This is a genomic window from Acinetobacter sp. BD54 (genome assembly GCF_044778325.1).
Taxonomy (GTDB): Bacteria; Pseudomonadota; Gammaproteobacteria; order Pseudomonadales; family Moraxellaceae; genus Acinetobacter; species Acinetobacter baumannii.
Map to the genome: position 1 here is coordinate 419,019 of NZ_JANJEP010000003.1, position 22,506 is coordinate 441,524.

21 protein-coding genes are annotated in these 22,506 nt (G+C 41.7%); 13 read left to right on the top strand and 8 right to left on the bottom strand.

Annotated features, from left to right (window positions below; all coding sequences use genetic code 11):
- The first annotated feature begins 128 nt into the window (after window positions 1-128).
- From NQ782_RS07205 to NQ782_RS07230, 6 genes are all read left to right on the top strand, one after another.
- Complete coding sequence (locus NQ782_RS07205; protein WP_000130110.1) at window positions 129-491, top strand: HIT family protein; 363 nt, start codon at window positions 129-131, stop codon at window positions 489-491.
- Window positions 492-631: 140 nt separating this feature from the next.
- Window positions 632-1,666: an A/G-specific adenine glycosylase gene (gene mutY / locus NQ782_RS07210; protein ID WP_057093101.1), complete on the top strand. Its 1,035-nt coding sequence runs from the start codon at window positions 632-634 to the stop codon at window positions 1,664-1,666.
- A gap of 47 nt (window positions 1,667-1,713) precedes the next feature.
- Window positions 1,714-2,250 carry a M23 family metallopeptidase gene (locus NQ782_RS07215; protein WP_001253744.1) on the top strand — a complete coding sequence of 179 codons (537 nt, stop codon included), beginning with the start codon at window positions 1,714-1,716 and terminating at the stop codon, window positions 2,248-2,250.
- A gap of 9 nt (window positions 2,251-2,259) precedes the next feature.
- Entirely contained in the window at window positions 2,260-2,505 is a 246-nt protein-coding gene (locus NQ782_RS07220) for a hypothetical protein (RefSeq protein WP_001287365.1), read from the top strand.
- Between the two features lie 30 nt (window positions 2,506-2,535).
- Window positions 2,536-3,096, top strand: coding sequence for a DNA-3-methyladenine glycosylase I (locus NQ782_RS07225; protein ID WP_057093099.1), 561 nt, complete (start codon window positions 2,536-2,538; stop codon window positions 3,094-3,096).
- Window positions 3,097-3,134: 38 nt separating this feature from the next.
- Entirely contained in the window at window positions 3,135-4,163 is a 1,029-nt protein-coding gene (locus NQ782_RS07230; protein WP_000069844.1) for an NAD(P)-dependent alcohol dehydrogenase, read from the top strand.
- A 2-nt stretch (window positions 4,164-4,165) separates the two neighbouring features.
- Here NQ782_RS07230 and NQ782_RS07235 read toward each other — a convergent pair whose 3' ends face one another.
- Window positions 4,166-5,590, bottom strand: a complete 1,425-nt coding sequence (locus NQ782_RS07235) for a PLP-dependent aminotransferase family protein (protein WP_032059671.1) — start codon at window positions 5,588-5,590, stop codon at window positions 4,166-4,168.
- A gap of 90 nt (window positions 5,591-5,680) precedes the next feature.
- Between NQ782_RS07235 and NQ782_RS07240 the strand changes: the two genes are divergently transcribed.
- Window positions 5,681-6,055 (top strand): hypothetical protein, encoded by a 375-nt coding sequence (locus tag NQ782_RS07240; protein ID WP_057093097.1) that lies wholly within the window; start codon window positions 5,681-5,683, stop codon window positions 6,053-6,055.
- Here the strand turns inward: NQ782_RS07240 and NQ782_RS07245 are convergent.
- Window positions 6,039-6,941, bottom strand: coding sequence for a LysR family transcriptional regulator (locus NQ782_RS07245; RefSeq protein WP_057093094.1), 903 nt, complete (start codon window positions 6,939-6,941; stop codon window positions 6,039-6,041). The two genes, NQ782_RS07240 and NQ782_RS07245, sit on opposite strands and share 17 nt — an antisense overlap.
- Window positions 6,942-7,061: 120 nt before the next feature.
- Between NQ782_RS07245 and dkgB the strand changes: the two genes are divergently transcribed.
- Complete coding sequence (gene dkgB, locus NQ782_RS07250) at window positions 7,062-7,865, top strand: 2,5-didehydrogluconate reductase DkgB (RefSeq protein WP_039106147.1); 804 nt, start codon at window positions 7,062-7,064, stop codon at window positions 7,863-7,865.
- 4 nt (window positions 7,866-7,869) lie between these two features.
- Window positions 7,870-9,060, top strand: a complete 1,191-nt coding sequence (locus tag NQ782_RS07255) for an MFS transporter (RefSeq protein ID WP_032059662.1) — start codon at window positions 7,870-7,872, stop codon at window positions 9,058-9,060.
- A 40-nt stretch (window positions 9,061-9,100) separates the two neighbouring features.
- On the opposite strand, the gene NQ782_RS07260 is transcribed toward NQ782_RS07255, so the two are convergent.
- Together NQ782_RS07260 and dapB are read right to left on the bottom strand one after the other, a co-directional pair.
- Window positions 9,101-9,754: an START domain-containing protein gene (locus NQ782_RS07260; protein ID WP_001036017.1), complete on the bottom strand. Its 654-nt coding sequence runs from the start codon at window positions 9,752-9,754 to the stop codon at window positions 9,101-9,103.
- A 51-nt stretch (window positions 9,755-9,805) separates the two neighbouring features.
- A complete protein-coding gene (dapB, locus tag NQ782_RS07265) occupies window positions 9,806-10,627 on the bottom strand; it encodes a 4-hydroxy-tetrahydrodipicolinate reductase (protein ID WP_001271385.1) in 822 nt (273 codons plus the stop codon).
- A gap of 184 nt (window positions 10,628-10,811) precedes the next feature.
- Here dapB and NQ782_RS07270 point away from each other — a divergent pair, with 184 nt between their 5' ends.
- Window positions 10,812-11,159: a hypothetical protein gene (locus NQ782_RS07270; RefSeq protein WP_057093092.1), complete on the top strand. Its 348-nt coding sequence runs from the start codon at window positions 10,812-10,814 to the stop codon at window positions 11,157-11,159.
- 114 nt (window positions 11,160-11,273) lie between these two features.
- On the opposite strand, the gene dnaJ is transcribed toward NQ782_RS07270, so the two are convergent.
- The 4 genes from dnaJ to NQ782_RS07290 form a co-directional block, all read right to left on the bottom strand.
- The gene (gene dnaJ / locus NQ782_RS07275; protein ID WP_001119029.1) at window positions 11,274-12,386 is read right to left on the bottom strand and encodes a molecular chaperone DnaJ; all 1,113 of its coding nucleotides are present in this window, start codon (window positions 12,384-12,386) and stop codon (window positions 11,274-11,276) included.
- Between the two features lie 104 nt (window positions 12,387-12,490).
- Entirely contained in the window at window positions 12,491-12,868 is a 378-nt protein-coding gene (locus NQ782_RS07280; protein WP_000529425.1) for a hypothetical protein, read from the bottom strand.
- A gap of 139 nt (window positions 12,869-13,007) precedes the next feature.
- Window positions 13,008-16,133, bottom strand: coding sequence for an efflux RND transporter permease subunit (locus NQ782_RS07285; protein ID WP_057093090.1), 3,126 nt, complete (start codon window positions 16,131-16,133; stop codon window positions 13,008-13,010).
- A 2-nt stretch (window positions 16,134-16,135) separates the two neighbouring features.
- A complete protein-coding gene (locus NQ782_RS07290) occupies window positions 16,136-17,236 on the bottom strand; it encodes an efflux RND transporter periplasmic adaptor subunit (RefSeq protein ID WP_001050652.1) in 1,101 nt (366 codons plus the stop codon).
- A gap of 149 nt (window positions 17,237-17,385) precedes the next feature.
- Here NQ782_RS07290 and NQ782_RS07295 point away from each other — a divergent pair, with 149 nt between their 5' ends.
- From NQ782_RS07295 to NQ782_RS07305, 3 genes are all read left to right on the top strand, one after another.
- Complete coding sequence (locus NQ782_RS07295; protein ID WP_001195325.1) at window positions 17,386-18,009, top strand: TetR/AcrR family transcriptional regulator; 624 nt, start codon at window positions 17,386-17,388, stop codon at window positions 18,007-18,009.
- A 170-nt stretch (window positions 18,010-18,179) separates the two neighbouring features.
- Window positions 18,180-20,864 (top strand): phosphoenolpyruvate carboxylase, encoded by a 2,685-nt coding sequence (gene ppc / locus NQ782_RS07300; RefSeq protein WP_000250584.1) that lies wholly within the window; start codon window positions 18,180-18,182, stop codon window positions 20,862-20,864.
- 299 nt (window positions 20,865-21,163) lie between these two features.
- The gene (locus NQ782_RS07305; RefSeq protein WP_000073454.1) at window positions 21,164-22,459 is read left to right on the top strand and encodes a solute carrier family 23 protein; all 1,296 of its coding nucleotides are present in this window, start codon (window positions 21,164-21,166) and stop codon (window positions 22,457-22,459) included.
- The last annotated feature ends 47 nt before the right edge of the window (window positions 22,460-22,506 follow it).

A 22,506-nucleotide genomic window follows, 5' to 3' on the forward strand; every position in this document is an offset into this window, starting at 1 on the left:
ACTTTGCAATATTTTTACTGTATTTTTTAAACCATACTTCAATAAATATACTCCCGTTGAGCTAGAGCAAAGCCTAGTCTTATTTCCCGCACTCGGGGTTTAATGGAATAACATGAGAGGATACAACAATGACTGACAAGAAATGTCCGTATTGCGATTTTGATGAATATGACATCATTGATAAGAATGAATTTGCTGTAATTTTACCAGACCCAAATCCGTTGTCTAAAGGTCACTGTGTAGTGACTCCACTACGCCATGTCAGCTCGTTTTTTGATATTACGTCTAAAGAGCACCAAGGCTTACTGACACTTCTTGAAATTGCCCGTCATGAAACCCAGCTTCGCCATCAGCCAGACGGTTTCCATATTGGCTTTAATGATGGTGAAGTGTTTGGACAGACTTCTGACCATTTTCACATTCATGTCATTCCATACTACAAAAATCAACCGTTGAAACTTGATCAACGTTGGGGTGTACAAAAGGATTAATTCTTTTTACCCATAGAACAGGGACTACATTTTTGATGTAGTCCCTGTTTTCATATGTCCATTTTCTTCGGTTGCTTTAAACAAAATTTCACCCAAATTTCAGCTATAATTTAGCCCTTATTTTTCTTCTATAGCTGTTCATGCCTGAATTTTCTTTTTCTGATGCCCTCTTAAACTGGTTCGATCAACATGGTCGGCATGATTTGCCTTGGCAAGTCGCAGATGATCCATACAAAGTCTGGGTTTCTGAAATTATGTTACAGCAAACTCAGGTGAAAACAGTTCTGCAATATTTTGACCGCTTTATGGAGCGCTTCCCAACTGTAGAAGCTTTAGGTCATGCAACTTGGGATGAAGTAGCCCCTTATTGGGCAGGTCTTGGCTATTACGCTCGTGCCCGTAATTTGCATAAAGCTGCCAGCCTTGTAGCACAGCAAGGCAAATTTCCTGAAACTCTAGAAGAATGGATTGCACTACCCGGCATTGGTCGCTCGACCGCAGGTGCACTCATGTCTTTAGGTTTACGTCAGTATGGCGTGATTATGGATGGCAACGTGAAACGCGTTTTAGCTCGCTTCTTTGCCATTGAAGATGACTTAAGCAAACCACAGCACGAACGTGAAATGTGGAAACTCGCTGAAGAACTTTGTCCCACCCAACGCAATCAGGACTACACTCAAGCAATTATGGACTTGGGTGCGACCATCTGTACGCCTAAAAAGCCTCTTTGTTTATATTGTCCAATGCAAGCTCACTGTCAGGCTTATCAGCAAGGTTTAGAACAAGAATTACCTTTTAAAAAACCGAAAAAAACACCACCTGTTAAAACGGCAGATGTTCTTATTATTCAGTGCGAAGATGAATGGTTCTGGCAGCAACGCCAAGCTCATGGTCTATGGGGCGGTTTATTTTGTTTACCTATTTTAGAAAATGAACATGAACGCTTGAAATTAAGTCAGCAATTTAAGCTACAACCTCAACCACAAACTTTTCAGATCAGTCATAGCTTTACTCACTTCACATGGTTACTTAATGCTCATGTGTTCCACGTGGAACCTGATCAAAAAGAACATCTGGCGATTGAACTTGAAGGCCAATGGTTAAGCCCAGAACAAGCTATTGCTAAAGGTGTTCCAACTGCTATGAAAAAATTGATCTCGACAAGCCGTTCATGACATAGTGAGCAAAATAATTTTGATATGGCTGTGACAGGGAGTATTTTGTGCGACGTTTAGTTTCCCATCTCTCACTTGGTTTTCTCATTATTCTATTAGCAGCCTGTGCCAGTGCGCCTAAAAAACCTGCCCCGCTTTCACCAGCCCAAGTTAGCAAACTCAAGAGTATGCAGCTTCCAAGTCGGCTTCCTGTTCCGGTAAAAGGTGTCGATCGAGATGAGCTAAAAGACACATGGGGAGCTGCTCGGAGTCAGGGCCGTAGCCACGAAGGAATTGATATTTTGGCTCCACGTGGAACCAAAGTGTACAGTGCAACTGAAGGTCTCATTGCCGATCTTCGTAATAACAACTTGGGTGGCAAAGTCATCTGGATTTTAGGCCCAGCAGGAACATGGCATTATTATGCTCATCTTGATGGACATAAACGTGGCTTAAACGTAGGTGACTATGTCAAAAAGGGCGACCTCATTGGCTATGTCGGCAACACGGGCAATGCACGTTATACTTCACCTCATCTTCATTATGGTCTTTACTTAGATGGTAAAGGTCGTGGTGCTGTTAATCCTTATTCATATTTACGCTAGGAACATTTTATGTCGGAAGCGCTGATCAATCGCTTAGTAGAGTTTGCCGAGTCTGGCAACCAGCAAAAGATCATTTTAAATGGCAATAGCTATCAAGGCTGGATCATGGAAATCAGTGATGATGCCCTACTGATCAGTACCGGTTTTTCAGATAAAGTTGGCAAAGACTTTTGGCTAAAGTTTGAAGACTTAACTCAAGCTGAACTGTATTATTGGGATACTCGCCCAAATGAATGGGTACCATTCAAACTCTAAAATACCAAGACAAATATAAGGAGCATCATCATGAAAACTCAACGCTGCAGATGGTGTTCCGATGATCCACTCTATATTGCTTACCATGATGAAGAATGGGGTAAACCAGAACACGACGAAGCCCGATTATTTGAAATGCTCTGTCTTGAAGGACAACAAGCAGGTCTATCTTGGATTACCGTGCTAAAAAAAAGAGAAAGCTACCGCCAGCACTTTTTTAATCATCCTATTGCTGACATTGCCGCATTTACGGATGACTTTTTAGAAACAAAACTATCCGATGCAGGCTTAATTCGTCACTTAGGCAAACTCAAAGCCATTCGCGATAATGCGATTGCTTGGCAAGCCCTTAAAGCCCAAGTTGGTGATGTTTCTAAATGGCTTTGGCAGTTTGTAGATGCAGCGCCACAAAACAATAATGTTGTAGATTATCGTAAGGCCCCTGCTCAAACCGAACTGAGCGTAAAACTTTCCAAAACTCTTAAAAAGAATGGTTTCAAATTTGTTGGCCCAACTACCTGCTATGCTTTTATGCAGGCAGTAGGCATGGTCGATGATCATGAAAACGATTGCCAATTTAAAGCTTCATAACCCACCAGAACGGTTCAAATCCGCTTAAGGAGTTTCCGATGAGCAATAATACGATTCAGGCTTATGCTGCAATGCAAGCAGGTGAAAAACTGGTCCCATACCAATTTGATGCAGGTGAATTACAACCGCATCAGGTTGAGGTAAAAGTTGAATACTGTGGTTTGTGTCATTCTGATATTTCTGTTTTAAATAATGAATGGCGCTCAACCGTGTACCCTGTAGTTGCAGGCCATGAAATTATTGGACGAATTGTTGCTTTAGGTTCAGAAGCCAAAGGACTACAAATTGGGCAACGCGTTGGTATTGGCTGGACCGCTGAAAGTTGCCAAGCCTGTGATGAGTGTATTGGCGGTCAGCAAGTACTTTGTACGGGCGAAAATGTCGCAACAATCGTGGGTCATGCTGGGGGCTTTGCCGATAAGGTTCGTGCAGGCTGGCAATGGGCCATTCCCCTTCCCGAAGATTTAGACCCCGAAAGTGCAGGCCCTTTACTTTGCGGCGGAATTACCGTTTTTGACCCATTACTCAAACACAAAATTCAGGCAACACATCACGTGGGTGTGATTGGTATTGGTGGTTTGGGCCATATTGCCATTAAGCTCCTTAAAGCGTGGGGGTGTGAAATTACTGCTTTTAGTTCTAACCCAGATAAAACCGAAGAACTCAAAGCAATGGGAGCCGACCATGTGGTGAATAGCCGCGATACAGAAGCGGTAAAAGCTCAAAAGGGTAAATTTGATTTATTGCTGAGTACCGTAAATGTGACTTTAAATTGGCGTGCTTTCATTTCAACGCTAGCACCAAACGGTTCTTTGCACTTTTTAGGACTAACCCTAGAACCTGTTCCTGTTTCTGTAGGTTCTCTCATTGATGGTGCCAAATCAGTAACTGGTTCACCTACAGGTTCACCTGCCGCTCTACGCCAACTTTTAAAGTTTGCCGCACGCAAAAAAATTGCGCCTCAAATTGAGCTATTTCCAATGTCACAGCTCAATGAAGCAATTGAACATCTACACTCAGGTCAAGCACGCTACCGCATTGTGCTTAAAGCAGACTTTGTAGAATAAAACTAACTCACTGTTTGCATCTGTTGTCGCGACCAGTCTGCCAAGCTCATAATTGCTTGGCGGACATCGGCAGTTAACTCATGGCCTGCGTTTAAACGAATGAAATGTCGATAGCGTTCATCCTCACCAAAAACATGGCCCGGTACTACTGTAATTCCTTGAGCTTGGGCAGTGTAATAGAGCGCTAAACTATCTACACTCTTAGGTAACTGTATCCATAATGCATATCCACCTTCGGGCTGGCTCAATGCAATTGGTATACCTTCAAAGGCTCTTAAAATACAGCTACGGTATTCTTCAACTTGCCGCATCAAGTTGGGTCTTAACTGCTCTAAATGTTCTCGATAAGCACGACTATAAATAAAATCAGCTAGACCTAACTGTAAGGGCGTATTCACCCCGATATTACTTACCAGCAGTTCAAGTTTTAAATGCTCTAACTTTGTCGTTAAACAAAACCATCCTACTCGATACGCACTCGACAAAGACTTAGAAACCGAACCACACCAAATGACATAACCTTCGCGATCCCAATATCGAATGGGTAATGGTCGCTCACTACTGTAGCCACATTCACCAAAAATATCGTCTTCAATAATAAAACACTGATATTTTGCAGCTAATTCAGCAATCTTCTGTTTCTCTGCATTGCTAAAACAATATCCCAATGGATTTTGATAATTGGCTGTCATTAAGCAAACCTTCGCCAAACCTTGCTGCATTAAAGATTCTAAGCGCTCAAGATCAATGCCACGATGATCTGCCGGAATCTCAACAATCTGTCGTTTTAAACTTGCTAATAACTGTAAATGACCATTATAGGTGGGTGTAGGAATAAGAATACTATCGCCCACTTCAGTGAGCTTCTGAATCACCAAAGACAAAGCCGGCATACAGCCATTGGTAATAAAAATATCTTCTGGAGCGATATAAATGCCATCTTCACGCCAATGATCGGATAGTGCTTTTCTTAATTGCTCATGCCCTTGTTTATTACAATAAAGAAAATCTTGTGGCTGACAATTTTTTAAAGCACGTTGAATAGAACGACGTAAACCCTCTACCGGAATAAAGTGCGGCGTTAACTGAATCGATCCCAAAGGTACAAGATGACTTTGTAAGGCAGCTTCCTGAATTTGGTTATGCAACTCCAGATTTGAGACATGTCGAGGCAAAGATAAGAAATCCGGACTATCCGGAATAGGGCTGGATGGGGTACGAGCAACTACAAAATAACCTGACTTCGGCTTTACATAAATGAGTCCCCTCGCCTCAAGTAATTCATAGCAACTTTTTGCTGTACTTAAACTAATACCATGTTGTCGGGCAAAATCTCGTAAGGAAATGAGCTTTTGATGAGGTTTAAGTTCATCTTGATAAATACGATGTGCTAATTGATTGGCAAGAACCTGATATTGAAAAGTCATTCTGTGCTGCTTTTTTAAAAATTTCTGTATCTGTACTGGTTTATAGAACACCTTTAGGCTATGGAAATCAACTCAGAGAGTAGCAAACCAATGAAATTAAAAGTTATATTGTTATTTACTATTGTTTTAGCAGGTTGCCAACCACAACCAAAAAATGAACAGCATAGACACACGGTTTGCCAAAGTTTGATTGAAGGTTATTTAAAAATGACCAACCAGCAAGACTACAAAATGGAGCAACGCACTGATGACGAGACCAGTGCGATTTCTCATTATGAATATAAACGTAATAGCTCAAATGAAGTTGTTATGATGAATTCAGTCTATTCCAAACTATATTTTAGCTGCCAAGAACAGCAAAAAAGCTATTTTCTGTCTCAACATTCGGCACAAGGACAAACAACACCTATTTTAGAAATTCATATTCCAACTGATAGTTATACGACCTTTAGAGAGCGTTTTTAAAACCATCTTTTAATTGTTCTGCCAAAAATTCAATGAATAAACGGATTCGTTTTGGTAGATGCTCTTGTTGATAATATACAGCATGGATGCTTTGATATTGATGTTCAATTTTGTCTTCAAATAATGCAATCAATCGCCCTTCTTCCATATCTTTCCAAATTTCAAATTCAGATAGTCGCGCAATGCCGTGTCCTCTAATCGTCAGTTGGCGTACGGTCTCTCCACTCGATGCTTTAATTTTTGATTGGGCAAAAAAATATTCATCGCCAACTTTAATTGGCCAGCTATTGATATAAGTAGGTCTAGTAAAGCCAATCAAATCATGGTGTTCAAGTTCTTCAGGTTGTGTTGGCGTTCCCTTAAGAGCTAGATAGTCAGGACTTGCCACAATATATAAACGGCTCTTACATACCAATTTGGCGTGCAGACTAGAGTCATTAAGTTCCCCAAATCGAAATGCGACATCGGTTTTATGCTGAAGTAAGTCAATCACCTGATCATTGCTATTTAATTCGATTTCAATATCGGGGTAACACTCACGGAATTTATGCATTAATGGTGCAATCACGTGCAAAACAAACGGTGTGGCAGAATCAACCCGAATAAGACCGGCAGTACCTTGATCAGACTTTTGAAGTTCTTCTTCGGCCGCATTCAGCTCATTCAAAATTTTACGGGCCTTTATAAGAAATTGTTGCCCTTCTTGAGTCAGTTTCAATTTACGCGTTGTTCGCTCTAGCAAAGTCACATCTAACTTTGCTTCCAAACGGGTTAAAGATCGGCTCACCCCCGAAGGTGTTTGCTTTAAATGTTCTGCTGCTGCCACAAATGAACCTGTATCAACAATTGTGATAAAGGCAATAAGTTCTTCAATTGTTGATTTCATGGTTTATTCTATTATTGACTAAACATCAAAGATATTTTGCTTATTCATCTATTTTTTCGCAACAATAAAAAAAGCAAAATGCACCTCAAGTTAAACAATTATTTAATTTCAGGTGAATACATGAATATCCCACGTTTTGGTCTAGGAACTTTCCGTCTTAAAGAACAAGCAGTGATTGATTCTGTTAAAAATGCGCTAGATGTCGGTTATCGTGCAATTGATACTGCTCAAATCTATGAAAATGAAGCAGCAATTGGTCAAGCGATTGCTGAAAGTGGTGTATCACGTCAGGACTTATTTTTAACTACAAAAATCTGGGTAGATAATTTTGCTCAAGAGAAGTTTATTCCAAGCTTAAAAGAGAGCTTACAAAAGCTTCGTACTGACCATGTCGATTTAACTTTGATTCACTGGCCAGCACCAGATTTAGGCGTTTCAATTCCTGAAATCATGCAGCTTTTACTTGAAGCAAAACAACAAGGCTTAACCAAACAAATTGGTATTTCAAACTTCAATATTACACTTACCCAACAAGCAATTGACACAATTGGTGTAGAGCATATTGCAACGAACCAGATTGAACTGAGTCCTTATCTTCAAAACCATAAACTTGTGAATTTCTTACAAGAGAAGAATATTGATGTCACTTCATACATGACGCTTGCATACGGCAAAGTGCTTCAAGACCCTGTTTTAGCGGAGATTGCAGCAGCCCATAAAGCAACGACAGCGCAAATTGCATTGGCATGGGCATTGCAGCGTGGTTTTGCAGTCATTCCATCTTCGACTAAACGTGAAAACCTGATTAGCAATTTAAAAGCACAGGATATCGAGTTAACTGCGGCTGAAATGCAAATGATTGCCGAACTCGACCGTAACAGTCGTGAAGTTAGCCCAGAGCCATGGGCACCAGTTTGGGACTAAACTCATGAACACTCAATCAAATACGGCGTTCTCGTTATTGGCATTGGCAATAGGTGCCTTTGCCATTGGCACCACGGAATTTTCTCCAATGGGGTTACTTCCGAACATCGCTAATGATTTAGGGATTTCAATTCCAACAGCCGGTATGTTAATTACAGGCTATGCACTTGGCGTAATGCTAGGTGCACCGTTTATGACCCTGTGGTTTGGTGGTTTTGCACGACGTAATGCGCTTATTTTTTTGATGGCGATCTTTACGGTCGGTAACCTGATTGCAGCGTTTTCACCAAATTATATGAGCTTATTAGGTGCACGTCTCATTACAAGCCTGAACCACGGTGCCTTTTTCGGAATTGGTTCTGTTGTGGCAGCGAGTATTGTACCAGCGCATAAACAGGCTAGTGCAGTGGCAACCATGTTTATGGGCTTAACCATTGCCAATATTGGTGGTGTGCCTTTAGCAACATGGGTTGGGCAAAACATTGGCTGGCGTATGTCTTTCCTTGCGATTTCCGTGCTCGGCATCATTACTATGCTCGCTTTGTGGAAAGCATTACCGCAAGGTATGGTTGCCCAAAAACCAAACGTGAAGGCCGAGTTAAAAGTATTAACGCGTACCCCTGTGGTTCTTGCATTACTCACTACCGTACTCGGTGCAGGTGCAATGTTTACGCTCTACACCTATATTGCGCCAAGTTTGACTGAGTTTACGCATGCTTCACCGACCTTCATTACGTTCATGTTGGTGTTGATTGGTGTCGGTTTCTCGATTGGTAACCATTTAGGCGGCCGTTTTGCAGACTTGTCCATCAACAAAACTCTGATTGGTTTCTTGGTACTGTTGATTGTGATGATGGCGACTTTCCCAATTCTTGCTCAAAGCCAGATTGGAGCAGCCATTGCGTTGGTGATCTGGGGTGCAGCAACCTTTGCTTTAGTACCGCCATTACAAATGCGTGTCATGTCAGTCGCTCATGAAGCTCCAGGGCTTGCCTCTTCAGTAAATATCGGTGCGTTTAACCTAGGTAATGCAGTAGGTGCCGCTGCAGGCGCGTTAGTACTCGATTTAGGTTGGGGTTATAGTGCAGTATCTTTTGCGGGTGCCTTACTGGCGGGATTAGGTTTGTTATTGGTTTTATTCCAAATCAAACGAGAAAGCAGCCCCGCTCAAACCTTACAACAGTGTTCAGACTAATAAAAAAAGCGCCTGAGATCAGGCGCTTTTTTTAGCTTATTTATTTTAAAATTTCCGGCAACTTAGGTTGCTCATAAATCGGGTTCATTACTTCCCGTTTCATTTTAAGCAGCATCTGATAAGGCTGCTGTTGAACAAACATATTGACGAAGCTTAAAGGAATTGCACCCGCTGGATCAGCATAGCCACTAGTGGTGACTTTAACTTTATTATTGGCAAGTTTCTGGAATGTCCAATCCCCTTCATAGCGTGTTAGGCGCACGACATCGGGTTGTATCGGATAGTTACTATTAACTGCCGTATTTTTAATAGTAATTAGGCCATTGGCCGCTTTACTCATTTTTCCTTTAACCACTACATCGCGATCTTTTAGCGGAAAAGGAAAATCTAACACCATATATAAAGTAAATTCGCCTTTCTTTTCATCCTGAGAAAGCATTTGGACCTTGCCCATATAAGGTACCCATTGAGCCGCACGATCTACATCTAAAATCACCGCCACAGCGCGTTCAAGGGGTACATCAAAGGTTGTTTCCGCTTTATATTGAAAGACTGGGTTATCTGCTTTTTGATAGGTCCACACTTTAATATGATTACGGTCTAGGCTGAGTTTAGCCTTGTCTGTAGAGGCAGCCCCTGTATAGAGGCTGCTTAAGCAAAGAAGAGTGGTCAAAGCAATTTGTTTTTTATTCATGTTCTGCTCTATCTTGTTTTTCTCGCCACATATGGGAAGTGTACAGATGGTTTACACCTGTACGTCGTTCAACCCTAAAACATCTTTCATGTCATATTTACGCGCTTCACGGCCCACAACCCATGCAGCAGCTCGTACTGCACCGGCAGCAAAGTTCATACGGTTAGTGGCTTTGTGGGTCACTTCAACACGCTCACCCTCACCAATAAACATGACCGTATGTTCCCCTACAATATCGCCACCACGGATGGTTTCAAAACCAATAGTTTGACGATCACGTGGACCGGTATGCCCTTCACGACCATAAACAGCAACTTCTTTTAAGTTACGGCCTAACGTATCCGCAATTGCTTCACCCATCATTAATGCAGTACCAGATGGTGCATCTACTTTATGACGGTGGTGAGCCTCAATCACTTCAATATCTACTGTATCGCCAAATACTTTTGCTGCAAGCTCAAGTAACTTGATTGATACATTTACGCCAACAGAGTAGTTCGCAGCATATACAACAGGTGTATGCGTTGCTGCTTCATCCAATTCAGCCTTTTGCTCATCAGACATCCCTGTGGTGCCAATCACCATAGCCACCCCAGCTTCACGACATAGCTTTAAATGCTGGGCGGTTGCAGCTGGTGCAGTAAAATCAATGATTACATCGCAATCTTTAAGTACATCAGCCAAGTTTCCTGAAACCTTCACACCCACTGAACCAATTCCTGCAAGTTCACCAGCATCTGTGCCGACCAAACTACTTTCTGGACGCTCTACTGCCGCAGCCAATTGATAGCCTGCTTGTTGAACTGCCTGAATAAGTGTACGACCCATACGGCCGCCTGCACCCAAAATACCAATGCGTGGAGCTGCTGACATAATCCTTCCCAATCTTCTGTTTTACATAATTGGCTTACTATATCAAAACTCTTTGCCCACAATAAAAGGTAAAAAATATTTTTTAAAGGGAACCGGAATTTAATCTGTTTTCACAAAAGTTAAAGAATTGATCTGCACACTACTGAGCCACGAATGAAAAAAAGATGACTATAAGGAGTTCAGCATGCATTCGAAAATTATTGGCCTAATCGCCATTATGGGGATAATAAGTTCAGTGGCATTTGCAGAGCCTGCAATCCAGCCCGGAGAAACATTAGAGAGCTTATCTAAAGCACGTATTACAACAAACGTAAATACTGCAGCAACGCCTACAGCTCAAACAAGCGATGCTACTGCTGAGGTTAAAGTTGAAGATATTGATCCAATCATTGAAGAAAAAACTGAAGAAACAGTAAAAGCAGCTATACAACCAGCTCCTCAAGCTACTGTCGAAGCTGTAGTGGCTCCAGTTGCATCAAGTGAACTCAACGTAAGTGTTGATGATATTGATGTCGCTCATCCTACAGAATAATTACGAGTCATTTTCTTTTAAGCAGAATAAAAATAATAAGATGAATCAGCGCAATAAAAAGGCGGATATTTTATCAATATCCGCCTTCTTTTTAATTTCTGATCTAATCAATCATTAATCGAATAAGCGATCAAAGAAAGATTTTTTCTTTGGTGAAGAAGCACTGTCTTCACCATCGAAAGATGCTTGTAATTCTTTAAGTAATTCACGTTGACGAGAGGTTAGGTTAACTGGTGTTTCTACCACGATACGGCAAAGTAAATCACCCACCATACTGCTACGTACAGGGCGCACACCTTTACCACGTAAACGGAATAATTTACCTGTTTGAGTTCCCTCAGGAATCTTCAAGCTAACTCGGCCTTCCAAAGTCGGGATTTCAATTTCTTTACCAAGTGCAGCATCAGCAATGCTTACTGGTACGTCCATATATAAATCGGCACCATCACGTTGGAAAATTTCGTGTTCACGAACAACCACTTCAACGTATAAGTCACCAGCTTGACCATCACGAATAGCCTCGCCTTTACCACTTAAACGAACGCGGTCACCATTATCCACACCCGCTGGAATCGTCACTTCTAATGTTTGCTGACGATCTGCTACACCTGAACCATGACATGCATGGCATGGGTTTTTAATAATTTTGCCTTGGCCACGACATGTGCCACAAGTTTGTTGTACAGAGAAGAAACCTTGCTGCATACGCACTTGTCCTGAACCGTGACAAGTTTTACAAGTTTCCACATCTTTTGGATTTTTAGAGCCTTTACCATCACACACATCACATGGTGCTGGAGCAGTAAAGGTAATTGTTTTTTTAACCCCTTTTACAGCTTCCTCAAGGGTAAGTTCCATTACATAGCGTAAATCTGAACCGCGACGTTGGCGTTGCTGACGTCCGCCGCCACCAAACGCTCCACCAAAGATATCACCGAACTGGCTAAAAATATCTTCTGCACTGAAACCGCCAAAGCCACCACCAGCGCCACCAAAGCCGCCTTCAAACGCATTATGCCCCATACGGTCATACATGCTGCGTTTTTCGCTGTCCGATAAAATCTCATAAGCTTCAGAAGCTTCTTTAAATTTTTCTTCAGCCTCGGCATTGTCAGGGTTTCTGTCAGGATGATATTTCATCGCCAATTTACGATAGGCTTTTTTGATCTCATCATCACTTGCGGTTTTTGAAACGCCTAAAACCTCATAATAATCACGTTTAGCCATGTTTGGCGGTGCTCCTCACGGAAATTTTATCAATACTCTATTGCCGACTAAATGGGGGGCTTTAGCCGAATTTACAAGGGGAAAACTTTCAAAAAACAGATATATTAAAAAACTGCCTTATTTTTTAAATATTTAGACAAGCCTTTTAACCATGCATTTAATAAAAATAACCAAGCAATAGCACTAAAAACTACACCAGCAACTGTTGAAGCCGTTACCCAAAGGTTGCTATCCCATGCAAAAAAGAAGAGAGGAATAAACCAGACCACAGCAAAAACTGACATGAGGAGGAATAGAATACCATTGCGCATAATCCATAGCGCATGAGCATGAATCCAAACTTCCGCATCATCCACAACAGCTACTTTACGAGCGACCAGATAAGCAAAGGCCGCAAAAATAACCGTAAACAATGCAAGAAACATGAACGCATAAGAAATTACAATATAACGGCGATGCTGTTCGATATGGTCTTGCCCCATCTGTATTTCACCTCAATTCACTGCATTATGCCTATTTTTTATGCAGCGAAATAATCCTGTATTTTTTGTGTAAAGACAGGTGCTACTATATTGGACTTTTCAATATTTCGCACCTTTATTCACAAAAAATTTATGTATTTTATGCTGTTTTTTTCACCTTAAACCACGCTGCATACAATGCAGGTAAGAAAAATAATGTCAGCAAGGTAGCAACAATGAGTCCGCCCATAATCGCAACAGCCATTGGACCGAAGAAAATACTCCGCGAAAGAGGGATCATGGCGAGTACTGCTGCCAATGCAGTGAGAATAATCGGACGGAAACGGCGTACTGTTGCATCAATAATTGCTTCCCACGTTGGATGCCCTGCCTGTCTGTCTTGTTCAATCTGATCAATCAGAATGAGTGAGTTACGCATAATCATGCCGGATAAGGCGATGGTTCCTAGCATGGCAACAAAACCAAATGGTTTATTAAACAAAAGTAAGAATAAAACAACGCCAATTAAGCCTAATGGTGCAGTCAAAAATACAATTGTTGCCCGAGACAAACTCTTCAGCTGAATCATAAGTAATGTCATGACCACTGCCAAAAAGAGTGGCATACCGGCATTGACCGAACTTTGTCCGCGTGCCGACTCTTCTACTGTTCCCCCCACTTCAATGAGGTAGCCACTTGGCAGCTCAGCGCGTAACTTGTCCATTGATTCAGCTAACTCTCCAACAACGGTAGCTGGCTGTAAATTGGTACGAATATCTGCACGAACAGTAATTGTCGGTAACCGATTACGGTGCCAAATCAGACCATCTTCAAATTTGTATTCAATTTTCGCAATCTGGGCTAAAGGTACAGTTGTTCCATTCGCTGTTGGTACTGCAAGGCTTGCCAGTGAAGCTACTTCAACGCGCTCAGCTTTATCACCACGTAATCGGATTTCGATCAGCTCACGCTTTTCACGATACTGTTCAATCGCACTACCTGTAATTGAGGCGTTCAAGAAGTTGGCTAAATCGAGGCTGGACACACCCATTTGTCGAGCACGGTCTTGATCAATTTGAATGGAAATAATCTTGCTTGGCTCGCCCCAATCCAAATGCACATTGGTGGTATTCGGGTTTTCACTAATTACCCTAGCAACCTGCTGTGCTTCTTTACGTACCAGATTTAAATCTTCACCTGACACGCGATATTGCAATGGATAACCAACAGGTGGGCCATTTTCGAGTAATGACACACGAGTACGGACTTGTGGGAGTAACTGCTTAATTTGGGTTTCTAAAGAACGGCGAATTTCATCACGATCATCAAGCGATGATGCCAAAACAACAAACTGCGCAAAGCTGGCTTGCGGTAATTGCTGATCTAAAGGTAAATAAAAACGTGGTGAACCTGTACCGACATAGGCTACATAATTATCAATGCCTTTTTGTTTAGACAGGAATTGTTCAACTTTTTTCACCGCTTGCTCTGTAGCGGTTAACGATGCGCCTTCTTCGATTTTTAAATCGACTAAAATTTCAGCGCGGTTTGAAGGCGGGAAAAACTGCTGTGGCACCATCTTAAACATGAGTACAGACAGCACAAAAATCCCCACCGTTGTTGCAATCACGGTTTTACGGTAGGTCACACAAAACTCGACCATTTTCCGAAAACGTAAATAGAAACTCGATTGATAAGGATCGTAATGGTGGTCCTGTGAAATGGCCACAGTTTGCGGTTGCGGTTTTTTAGTTATTCTTGCCCATAAACGGACATACCAAGGTGCTTGATGACCTGTCTTGGTAAAATCAGGTAGTAGTTTTTCACCCAAATAAGGTACAAATAAAACTGCGGCAACCCAAGACACCAATAAAGCAATCGTCACGACCTGAAAGATAGAGCGTGTGTATTCACCTGTACTGGACTGAGCCGTAGCAATAGGTAAAAAGCCTGCGGCGGTAATTAATGTCCCCGTCAACATCGGAAATGCTGTTGTTTTCCATGCAAATCCGGCGGCCTTAATTCGGCTATACCCTTGCTCCATCTTAATGGCCATCATCTCGACCGCAATAATGGCATCGTCTACAAGCAGGCCCAAAGCTAGAATTAGGGCACCAAGCGAAATCTTGTGCAGCCCGACATCAAATAAATTCATGCCAGCAAAAGTCATTGCTAAAACCAAAGGAATGGAAAAAGCGACAACTAAACCCGTCCGGAAACCTAATGAGAAAAAGCTCACTAACAAGACAATAATGACTGCTTCAGCAAGTACTTTGACAAACTCATGGATACTGCGTTGTACCGCTACAGGTTGGTCAGAAACTTTCTGCAATTTCATGCCTAGAGGTAATGTTTTTTGCAGTTGGGCAAATTCAGTTTCCAGATTTTTACCTAAGGCAATAATATCGCCGCCTTTACGCATAGATACGGCAATACCAATACCATTGTCACCCATAAAACGCATACGCGGCTGAGCAGGTTGGCTAAAACCACGGTAGACATCAGCAACGTCACCAAGCTGAATAGTTTTATCGCCTACCAGTAAAGGCATTTTTTTAATGTCCTCTACGCTTTGTAATTGGCCACTTACTCGAATTTGAATACGATCCGTTCCAGTTTCAAAAAAGCCTGCACTTGCCATGCTATTTTGCTTTTGTAGGGCTTCTTGTATGGCAGAAACAGGAATCCCGAGCTGAACGGCTTTAGTGTTTGAAATTTCAATCCAGATTTTCTGATCTTGCAGCCCAATTAGCTCAACTTTGCCTACATCTTTGACTCTCTGTAGCTGTAATTGCAAACGATCGGCATATTCTTTCAAAAGCGCATAGTCAAAGTCTTTGCCTGTCAGTACATAAATATTACCGAAAGTATCGCCAAATTCATCATTAAAAAATGGACCTTGCACACCACTTGGGAGTTCATGGCGAATGTCATTGACCTTCTTCCGAACGTTGTACCAAACATCAGGAATTTGCGCAGAAGTGAGAGAATCTTTAGCAACAAAAGTTACCATCGACTCGCCTGGACGGGAATACGCCATAATCTTGTCATACTGACCTGTGGTCATCAGTTCCTTTTCGATACGGTCCGTAACTAAAGTAGAAACTTCTTTGGCTGTCGCGCCTGGCCAGTAGGTTTGTACGACCATGACTTTAAAGGTAAATGGCGGATCTTCACTTTGTGAGAGTTTTGAATAAGAAATTGCACCAATAATGCCGAGCAAGAGCATGAAATAAAGGACAATACCTTTATTGTTCAGTGCCCATTCAGAGAGATTAAATTTCATGGTTATTTGGCTCCCTGAATTTTCACTGCACGATTTTCACGATCAATCGGGTGAATCTTCTGTTTATCGCGCAGCAAGTGCACACCACCAATCACAACCCAATCATTTGGTGTTAAACCCGATAATACCGGCACGCTATCTCTGCCATAAGCACCAATCGTTACAGGCACTTTACGTAAGGTCTGATTCGCATTCACCACCCATACATAAGGTTGGTTATCTGTTGCAGATACACTCGAAAGTGGCACACTCATGACATTAGTTTGAGTCGAACTAAAAAATACACGTGCACTTTGCCCAAGCTGAATAGCAGACTGACCTTCTTTGAGTGCCACCTTAACTGTGAATGTACGGGACTGGTCAGCAGCTGGAGAAACTTCGCGTACATATCCAGCAAATCGTTCGTTCGGTTTAGACCACAAAGTTATCCATGCCGCTTGGCCAACTTTAATCTCGCTAACTGCTTGTTCCGGTACGCCGATGACCACTTCACGTTCACCATCTATTGCCAGTTGATAAGCCGCTTGCCCTGCTGCAACCACCTGTCCAATTTCAATATTACGCGCTGTAATCACCCCGTTTTTATTAGAAACAAGTTGGTTATAACCAGTCTGGTTGGCAGAAACTTCATAATTAGAACGAGCTTGTTGTAATGCTGCCTGAGCCGCATCATATTGATTTTTTACCGTATCGTATTGCGAACGGCTTACGGCATTTATGGGTAATAATTGTTGAAACCGCTTAAGCTCATCTGAGGCTGTTTTTGCTGCTGCCTGTGCGTTTTCTAATTGAGCTTTGGCAGCATTTAATTGTAGCTGTGCATCCGCCACATCGAGTTTTGCTAATACTTGCCCAACTCTAACCCGGTCGCCTACATCCACATAGCGAGCCGTAACTTGTCCACCCACCCGAAATGCCAAGGCAGTTTGTTGTCGAGCCTGTACATCTCCAGCATAGCTTTTTTGTTCGTGAAGTGTGGTTGAAGGCTGGGTCACCATCACATAGGGTATTTCTTCTGTTTTAGGAGCCTCTTTACTACACCCCGTTAATGTGACCATGCAAACAATCATCATACTCATGATGAGAGGTTTTAACAGATTCATATCTTATCGCTCTTATTCAAACTGGTTTTTTAAGGCACAATATATTTGCATCATAGTTTGTTTGTTTTTTAATTAATATACCCGACGGTACATTAATTAAAGAAAAACTTATAAGTATTTATTTTTATGTAGTTTTATTAGAGGGTTTCGTGCAAACAGTTAATCAAAGTGGTCGCCCCAAAGATCTGGAAAAGCGTGCTCGTATCTTACAGGCCGCTAAAGCTATTTTTTTAAAGTCCGGTTATCACGGTACCAGCATGAACCTGATTGCACAGGAAGCAGGCGTTACTAAACTCACGGTTTATAATCACTTTCAAGATAAAGCAAACCTGTTTATCTGTGCCATTACAGAAACTTGTGAAGAGACTCTAGGCACTAAACCATTTGAATTAGATGCATCGGCAGACTTTTATCAAACACTTTATATGGTGTGTTCACGTGCCTTGCAGATTATTTATTCCCCCGAAGCACTTAAACTCGAGCATGTATTATTTGAACTTGCAGCAGAGCAAAGTCCACTCGCCCTACAGTTTTTTAATGCCTCCCATACTCGTCTGCAAAATCAGTTAGTTGAGTTTTTTCAAAAAGCTGCTCAATTAGGTTTTATTCAAGCCGATGATCCGCTATATCAAACAGAGCTGCTTTTGACCTTATTGCTTGGTGTACGCCATCACAAGGTTCTACTTAGAATTATTCCTGTACCGAATGCTCAAGAGGTAGATCGGTTTATTCGGGATGCTATTGATTTATTTCTACTCAGATATCGGCATTAAACCAAAGTCCGATTGCCAAAATTTGCAACGGGTGCATGTCGACTTTTAAAGCGTTATAAGCGATTTAAATGTTATTTTTTAAGCAAAAATTCACATTTTCTTACGCTCAAAGCTTGGAATGTTCGTTAATCGCGCTATATTCGAAAAGAATAAGAACAGGAGAAAATAGCATGGTTCAGCAAATCGATGCGCCACTGCGTGAGGATGTCCGCTTACTTGGCAATTTATTAGGTGAAACCCTAAAACAGCATGCAGGACAAGAACTGTTTAATCAGATCGAGCAAATCCGTGCTCTTGCCAAAGGTGCACGTGATGGTCAAGCTGAAGCCGAAAAGCAATTAGAACAATTATTTTTAGAATTGCCCGATGAAGAGCTATTGCCTCTTACCCGCGCTTTTTCTCACTTCCTCAATTTTGCCAATATTGCTGAGCAATATCATGTGGTACGTAGCCGCAGACAGGCAGAGTTTGATCCGGATGCAAACTCCCCGAATCCCCTTGTTCACTTATTTAAAAAGTTTAAAGATAAAAATATTTCGACAGAAAAACTGTTCCAGCAAATTTGTGATCTTAAGATTGAATTGGTACTTACGGCGCATCCAACAGAAGTGAGTCGTCGTACCCTGATTCAAAAATATGACGATATCAATGCTTGTCTATCACAACTTGATCAGCAAAAACTTACTCCGCGTGAACGACAAAATGCTCTTGCCAATTTAAAACAACAAATTAGTTCGGCTTGGCAAACAGATGAAATCAGGCAGCACCGCCCGACCCCGGTAGATGAAGCAAAATGGGGCTTTGCCACAATTGAGCAAACGCTTTGGAATGCTGTTCCTAAATTTATCCGTGAGCTAAATGAACTGGTTCAAGACAATTGCCAACAAAACTTACCACTTCATATTGCTCCGGTACGTTTTGCATCTTGGATGGGGGGAGACCGTGATGGTAACCCGAACGTTACTCATCAAATTACCCAAGAAGTATTGTGGTTATCACGCTGGCAAGCTGCCGACCTCTATCTAAGAGATATCGAAAACTTACGTTGGGAACTATCAATTCAGTCTTGTTCCGAAGAAATGGTTCAAGCCATTGGTAGCCCTCATCCAGAGCCTTATCGTGAGTATTTACGTGCAACACGAGAGCGTTTAAAAGCAACTCGTCATTGGTTAGCTCAGCGCCTACAAGGCTTAGAAGCTGATGACAGCAATGTCATTAAAAGCAAAGATGAACTGTTACAACCATTATTGCTGTGCTATCGCTCTCTAATTGACAGTAATCTACCTGAAATCGCGAATGGTCAACTACTCGACTTTATCTACCGTGTGAACTGTTTTGGTATTGAACTACTTAAGCTCGATATTCGCCAAGAGTCAGGTCGTCATCGCCAAGCCATTTCAGCCATTACTGAGTATTTAGGTTTAGGTAATTTTGAGTCATGGACTGAGCAAGCGCGCCAAAACTTTCTCATTCAAGAATTACAAAGTAAACGCCCACTTTTACCGAAATATATTAATGAACCTGAAGGTAGTTTGATTGGTCACCCAGATGTACAAGAAGTATTTGCAACCATGCGTACTTTGGCAGACCAACCACCTGAGTCTTTAGGGGCTTATATTATTTCTATGGCTGAATATCCAAGTGATGTTTTAGCTGTATTGTTATTGCAAAAAGAAGCCGGTATTCAGCATCCTTTACGTGTAGTGCCTTTATTTGAGACTTTAAAAGACTTAGATGGCGCAGCAACTACCATGAATACGTTGTTTAATATGCATTGGTATAAGCAGCATATTCAGGGTAAACACGAAGTGATGATCGGCTACTCAGATTCAGCAAAAGATGCCGGTTTCATGTCTGCCAACTGGGCTCAATACCGTGCTCAAGAAGAGCTGACTGCAATTGCTCGTAAACACGGCGTACAGTTGACTCTGTTCCACGGTCGTGGCGGCTCAATTAGCCGTGGTGGTGCTCCAACGCAACAGGCTCTCTTTTCGCAACCGCCGGGCTCAATCTCTGGTGCAATTCGTGTGACAGAACAAGGTGAAATGATCCGCTTCAAATTCGGGCTAGAAGGTATTGCCATGCAAAACCTTGAAATCTATACCGCAGCAACGCTTGAAGCGACATTATTACCACCACCAGAGCCTAAGGCTGAGTGGCGTGAACTTATGAACCGTATGACAGATCATTCTGTGAAGGTTTATCGTCAAACAGTGCGTGAAAACCCGCATTTTGTGAAATATTTACGGACTGTCACTCCTGAGCTTGAATTACAAATGTTGCCGCTAGGCTCACGTCCGGCAAAACGTAAAGTAAGTGGCGGTATCGAGTCTTTACGTGCCATTCCATGGGTGTTTGCTTGGACACAAATCCGTTTGATGTTACCTGCATGGTTAGGTACAGGTGCGGCGATTAATGAAGTGATTGCTGATCAGCAAAAAGCAACGCTTGATGAAATGCTTCAGCAATGGCCTTATTTCCAGACACTCATTGATATGCTGGAAATGGTATTGTCTAAAGCCGATGCCAATATTGCACTCTACTACGAGTCTCATTTGACTGAAGATGAAGACTTAAAAGTGCTGGGCAATCAGTTACGCCAACGTCTAAAAGATGCTGTGGAAACCTTGCTTGCGTTAAAAGATGAATCAAAACTATTAAGCGACAATGAAGTTTTGGATCAGTCTATGCAAGTTCGTAAACCGTATTTACTGCCTTTGCATCTTTTACAAGCTGAACTCATGAAACGCCGCCGTGATTATCTTGCTGAACGTCAGGCAGAGCATACCCCTGTTGACCATGCACTTATGGTAAGTATTGCCGGAATTGCTGCTGGTTTACGTAATACAGGCTAAGCTCATTTTACTAACTACTTTCTTAAAGCAGTGCATCTCGGATGTGCTGCTTTTTACTTGCAAAATTCCTTGTTTTTCTCAAATTTTCCTCGATTTTTCATTTTTTAGAATATTTTTTAAAAATCATAAAATTAATTTTTATCAGAAAAAAACACCTAATTCCTTATATTTAGAATTTATAAAATTATACCGATCGTTAAAAAATAATTACTTTTCACTTTCATATTCAATACAAGAGATTAAATGCTTTTACAAGAAAGAGTATCATTGCACCAATTAAAGAATAATGAGCTTATTTTATGTCCAACTGGTTTCCCAAATGGCAGCCTTACCAAGGTGATGTTGACCATCGACCGGTCTCTACCAATGAATATCTCCCTCCAGTTCAAAGTGCTATTTTAGGTATCCAACATGCATTTGCCATGTTTGGAGCAACTGTTTTAGCACCTTTACTCATGGGCTTTAACCCTAACCTTGCTATTTTAATGTCAGGTATCTGTACCATCCTGTTCTTCTTAATTACAGGTGGTCGTGTTCCTAGTTATTTAGGATCGAGTTTTGCCTTTATTGGGGTTGTTGCAGCAGCCACGGGGCATATCACAGGTTCAGGGGCCAATCCAAATCTTTCTATTGCGTTGGGCGGGATCGTAGCGTGCGGTATCTTTTATGCACTCATCGGTTTTATTGTGATGCTCACGGGTACACGCTGGATTGAAAAACTTATGCCGCCTGTGGTGACTGGTGCAATTGTGATGATTATTGGTCTCAACCTTGCCCCTGTTACCATTAAAGGCGTTGCAGGCCAACCATTTGAAATGTGGATGGCCTTAATTACTGTACTTTGTATGGGCAGTATTGCGGTTTTTACACGAGGCTTATTGCAGCGTCTACTTCTATTGGTAGGTTTGATCTTGGCTTATGTAATCTATGCGATTGCGACAAACGGTCTAGGTTTAGGTAAACCGATCGATTTTAGCCAGATCTCACAAGCTTCGTGGTTCGGTATTCCAAGCTTTTCACATCCTACTTTTGATACCAAGGCTATTTTAATTATTGCACCAGTTGCACTGATTTTAGTAGCAGAAAACTTAGGCCATATCAAAGCAGTAGGTGCAATGACTGGAGAAAACCTAACTCCACAATTAGGCAAAGCCTTTGTCGCTGATGGTTTAGCTACGACACTTTCTGGTAGTGTTGGCGCGCCAGGGATGACAACTTATGGTGAAAACATTGGTGTGATGGCAGTCACTCGTGTGTACTCAACCATTGTATTTGTGATTGCAGGCATCTTTGCTATTTTCTTAGGTCTATCACCAAAATTTGGCGCTGTCATTAGTACCATTCCAAGTGCAGTCCTTACAGGTGCATCTATTGTGGTATTTGGCTTAATTACCATTGCTGGTGCAAAAATCTGGATTGAAAACAAAGTCGATTTTTCTAACAATAAAAATCTGATTGTGGCTTCAGTAACCATTATTTTGGGTGCTGGAAACTTTGAATTATTGTTCGGTAATTTCAATTTAGGTGGTATTGGTACAGCAACGTTTGCAGCCATTATTTTAAACTGGCTGTTTAGTTTAAAAGATAAAACCTAAATTCTAAAAGGCAGCGCAAGCTGCCTTTTTTCATTCCGATTTAGTAT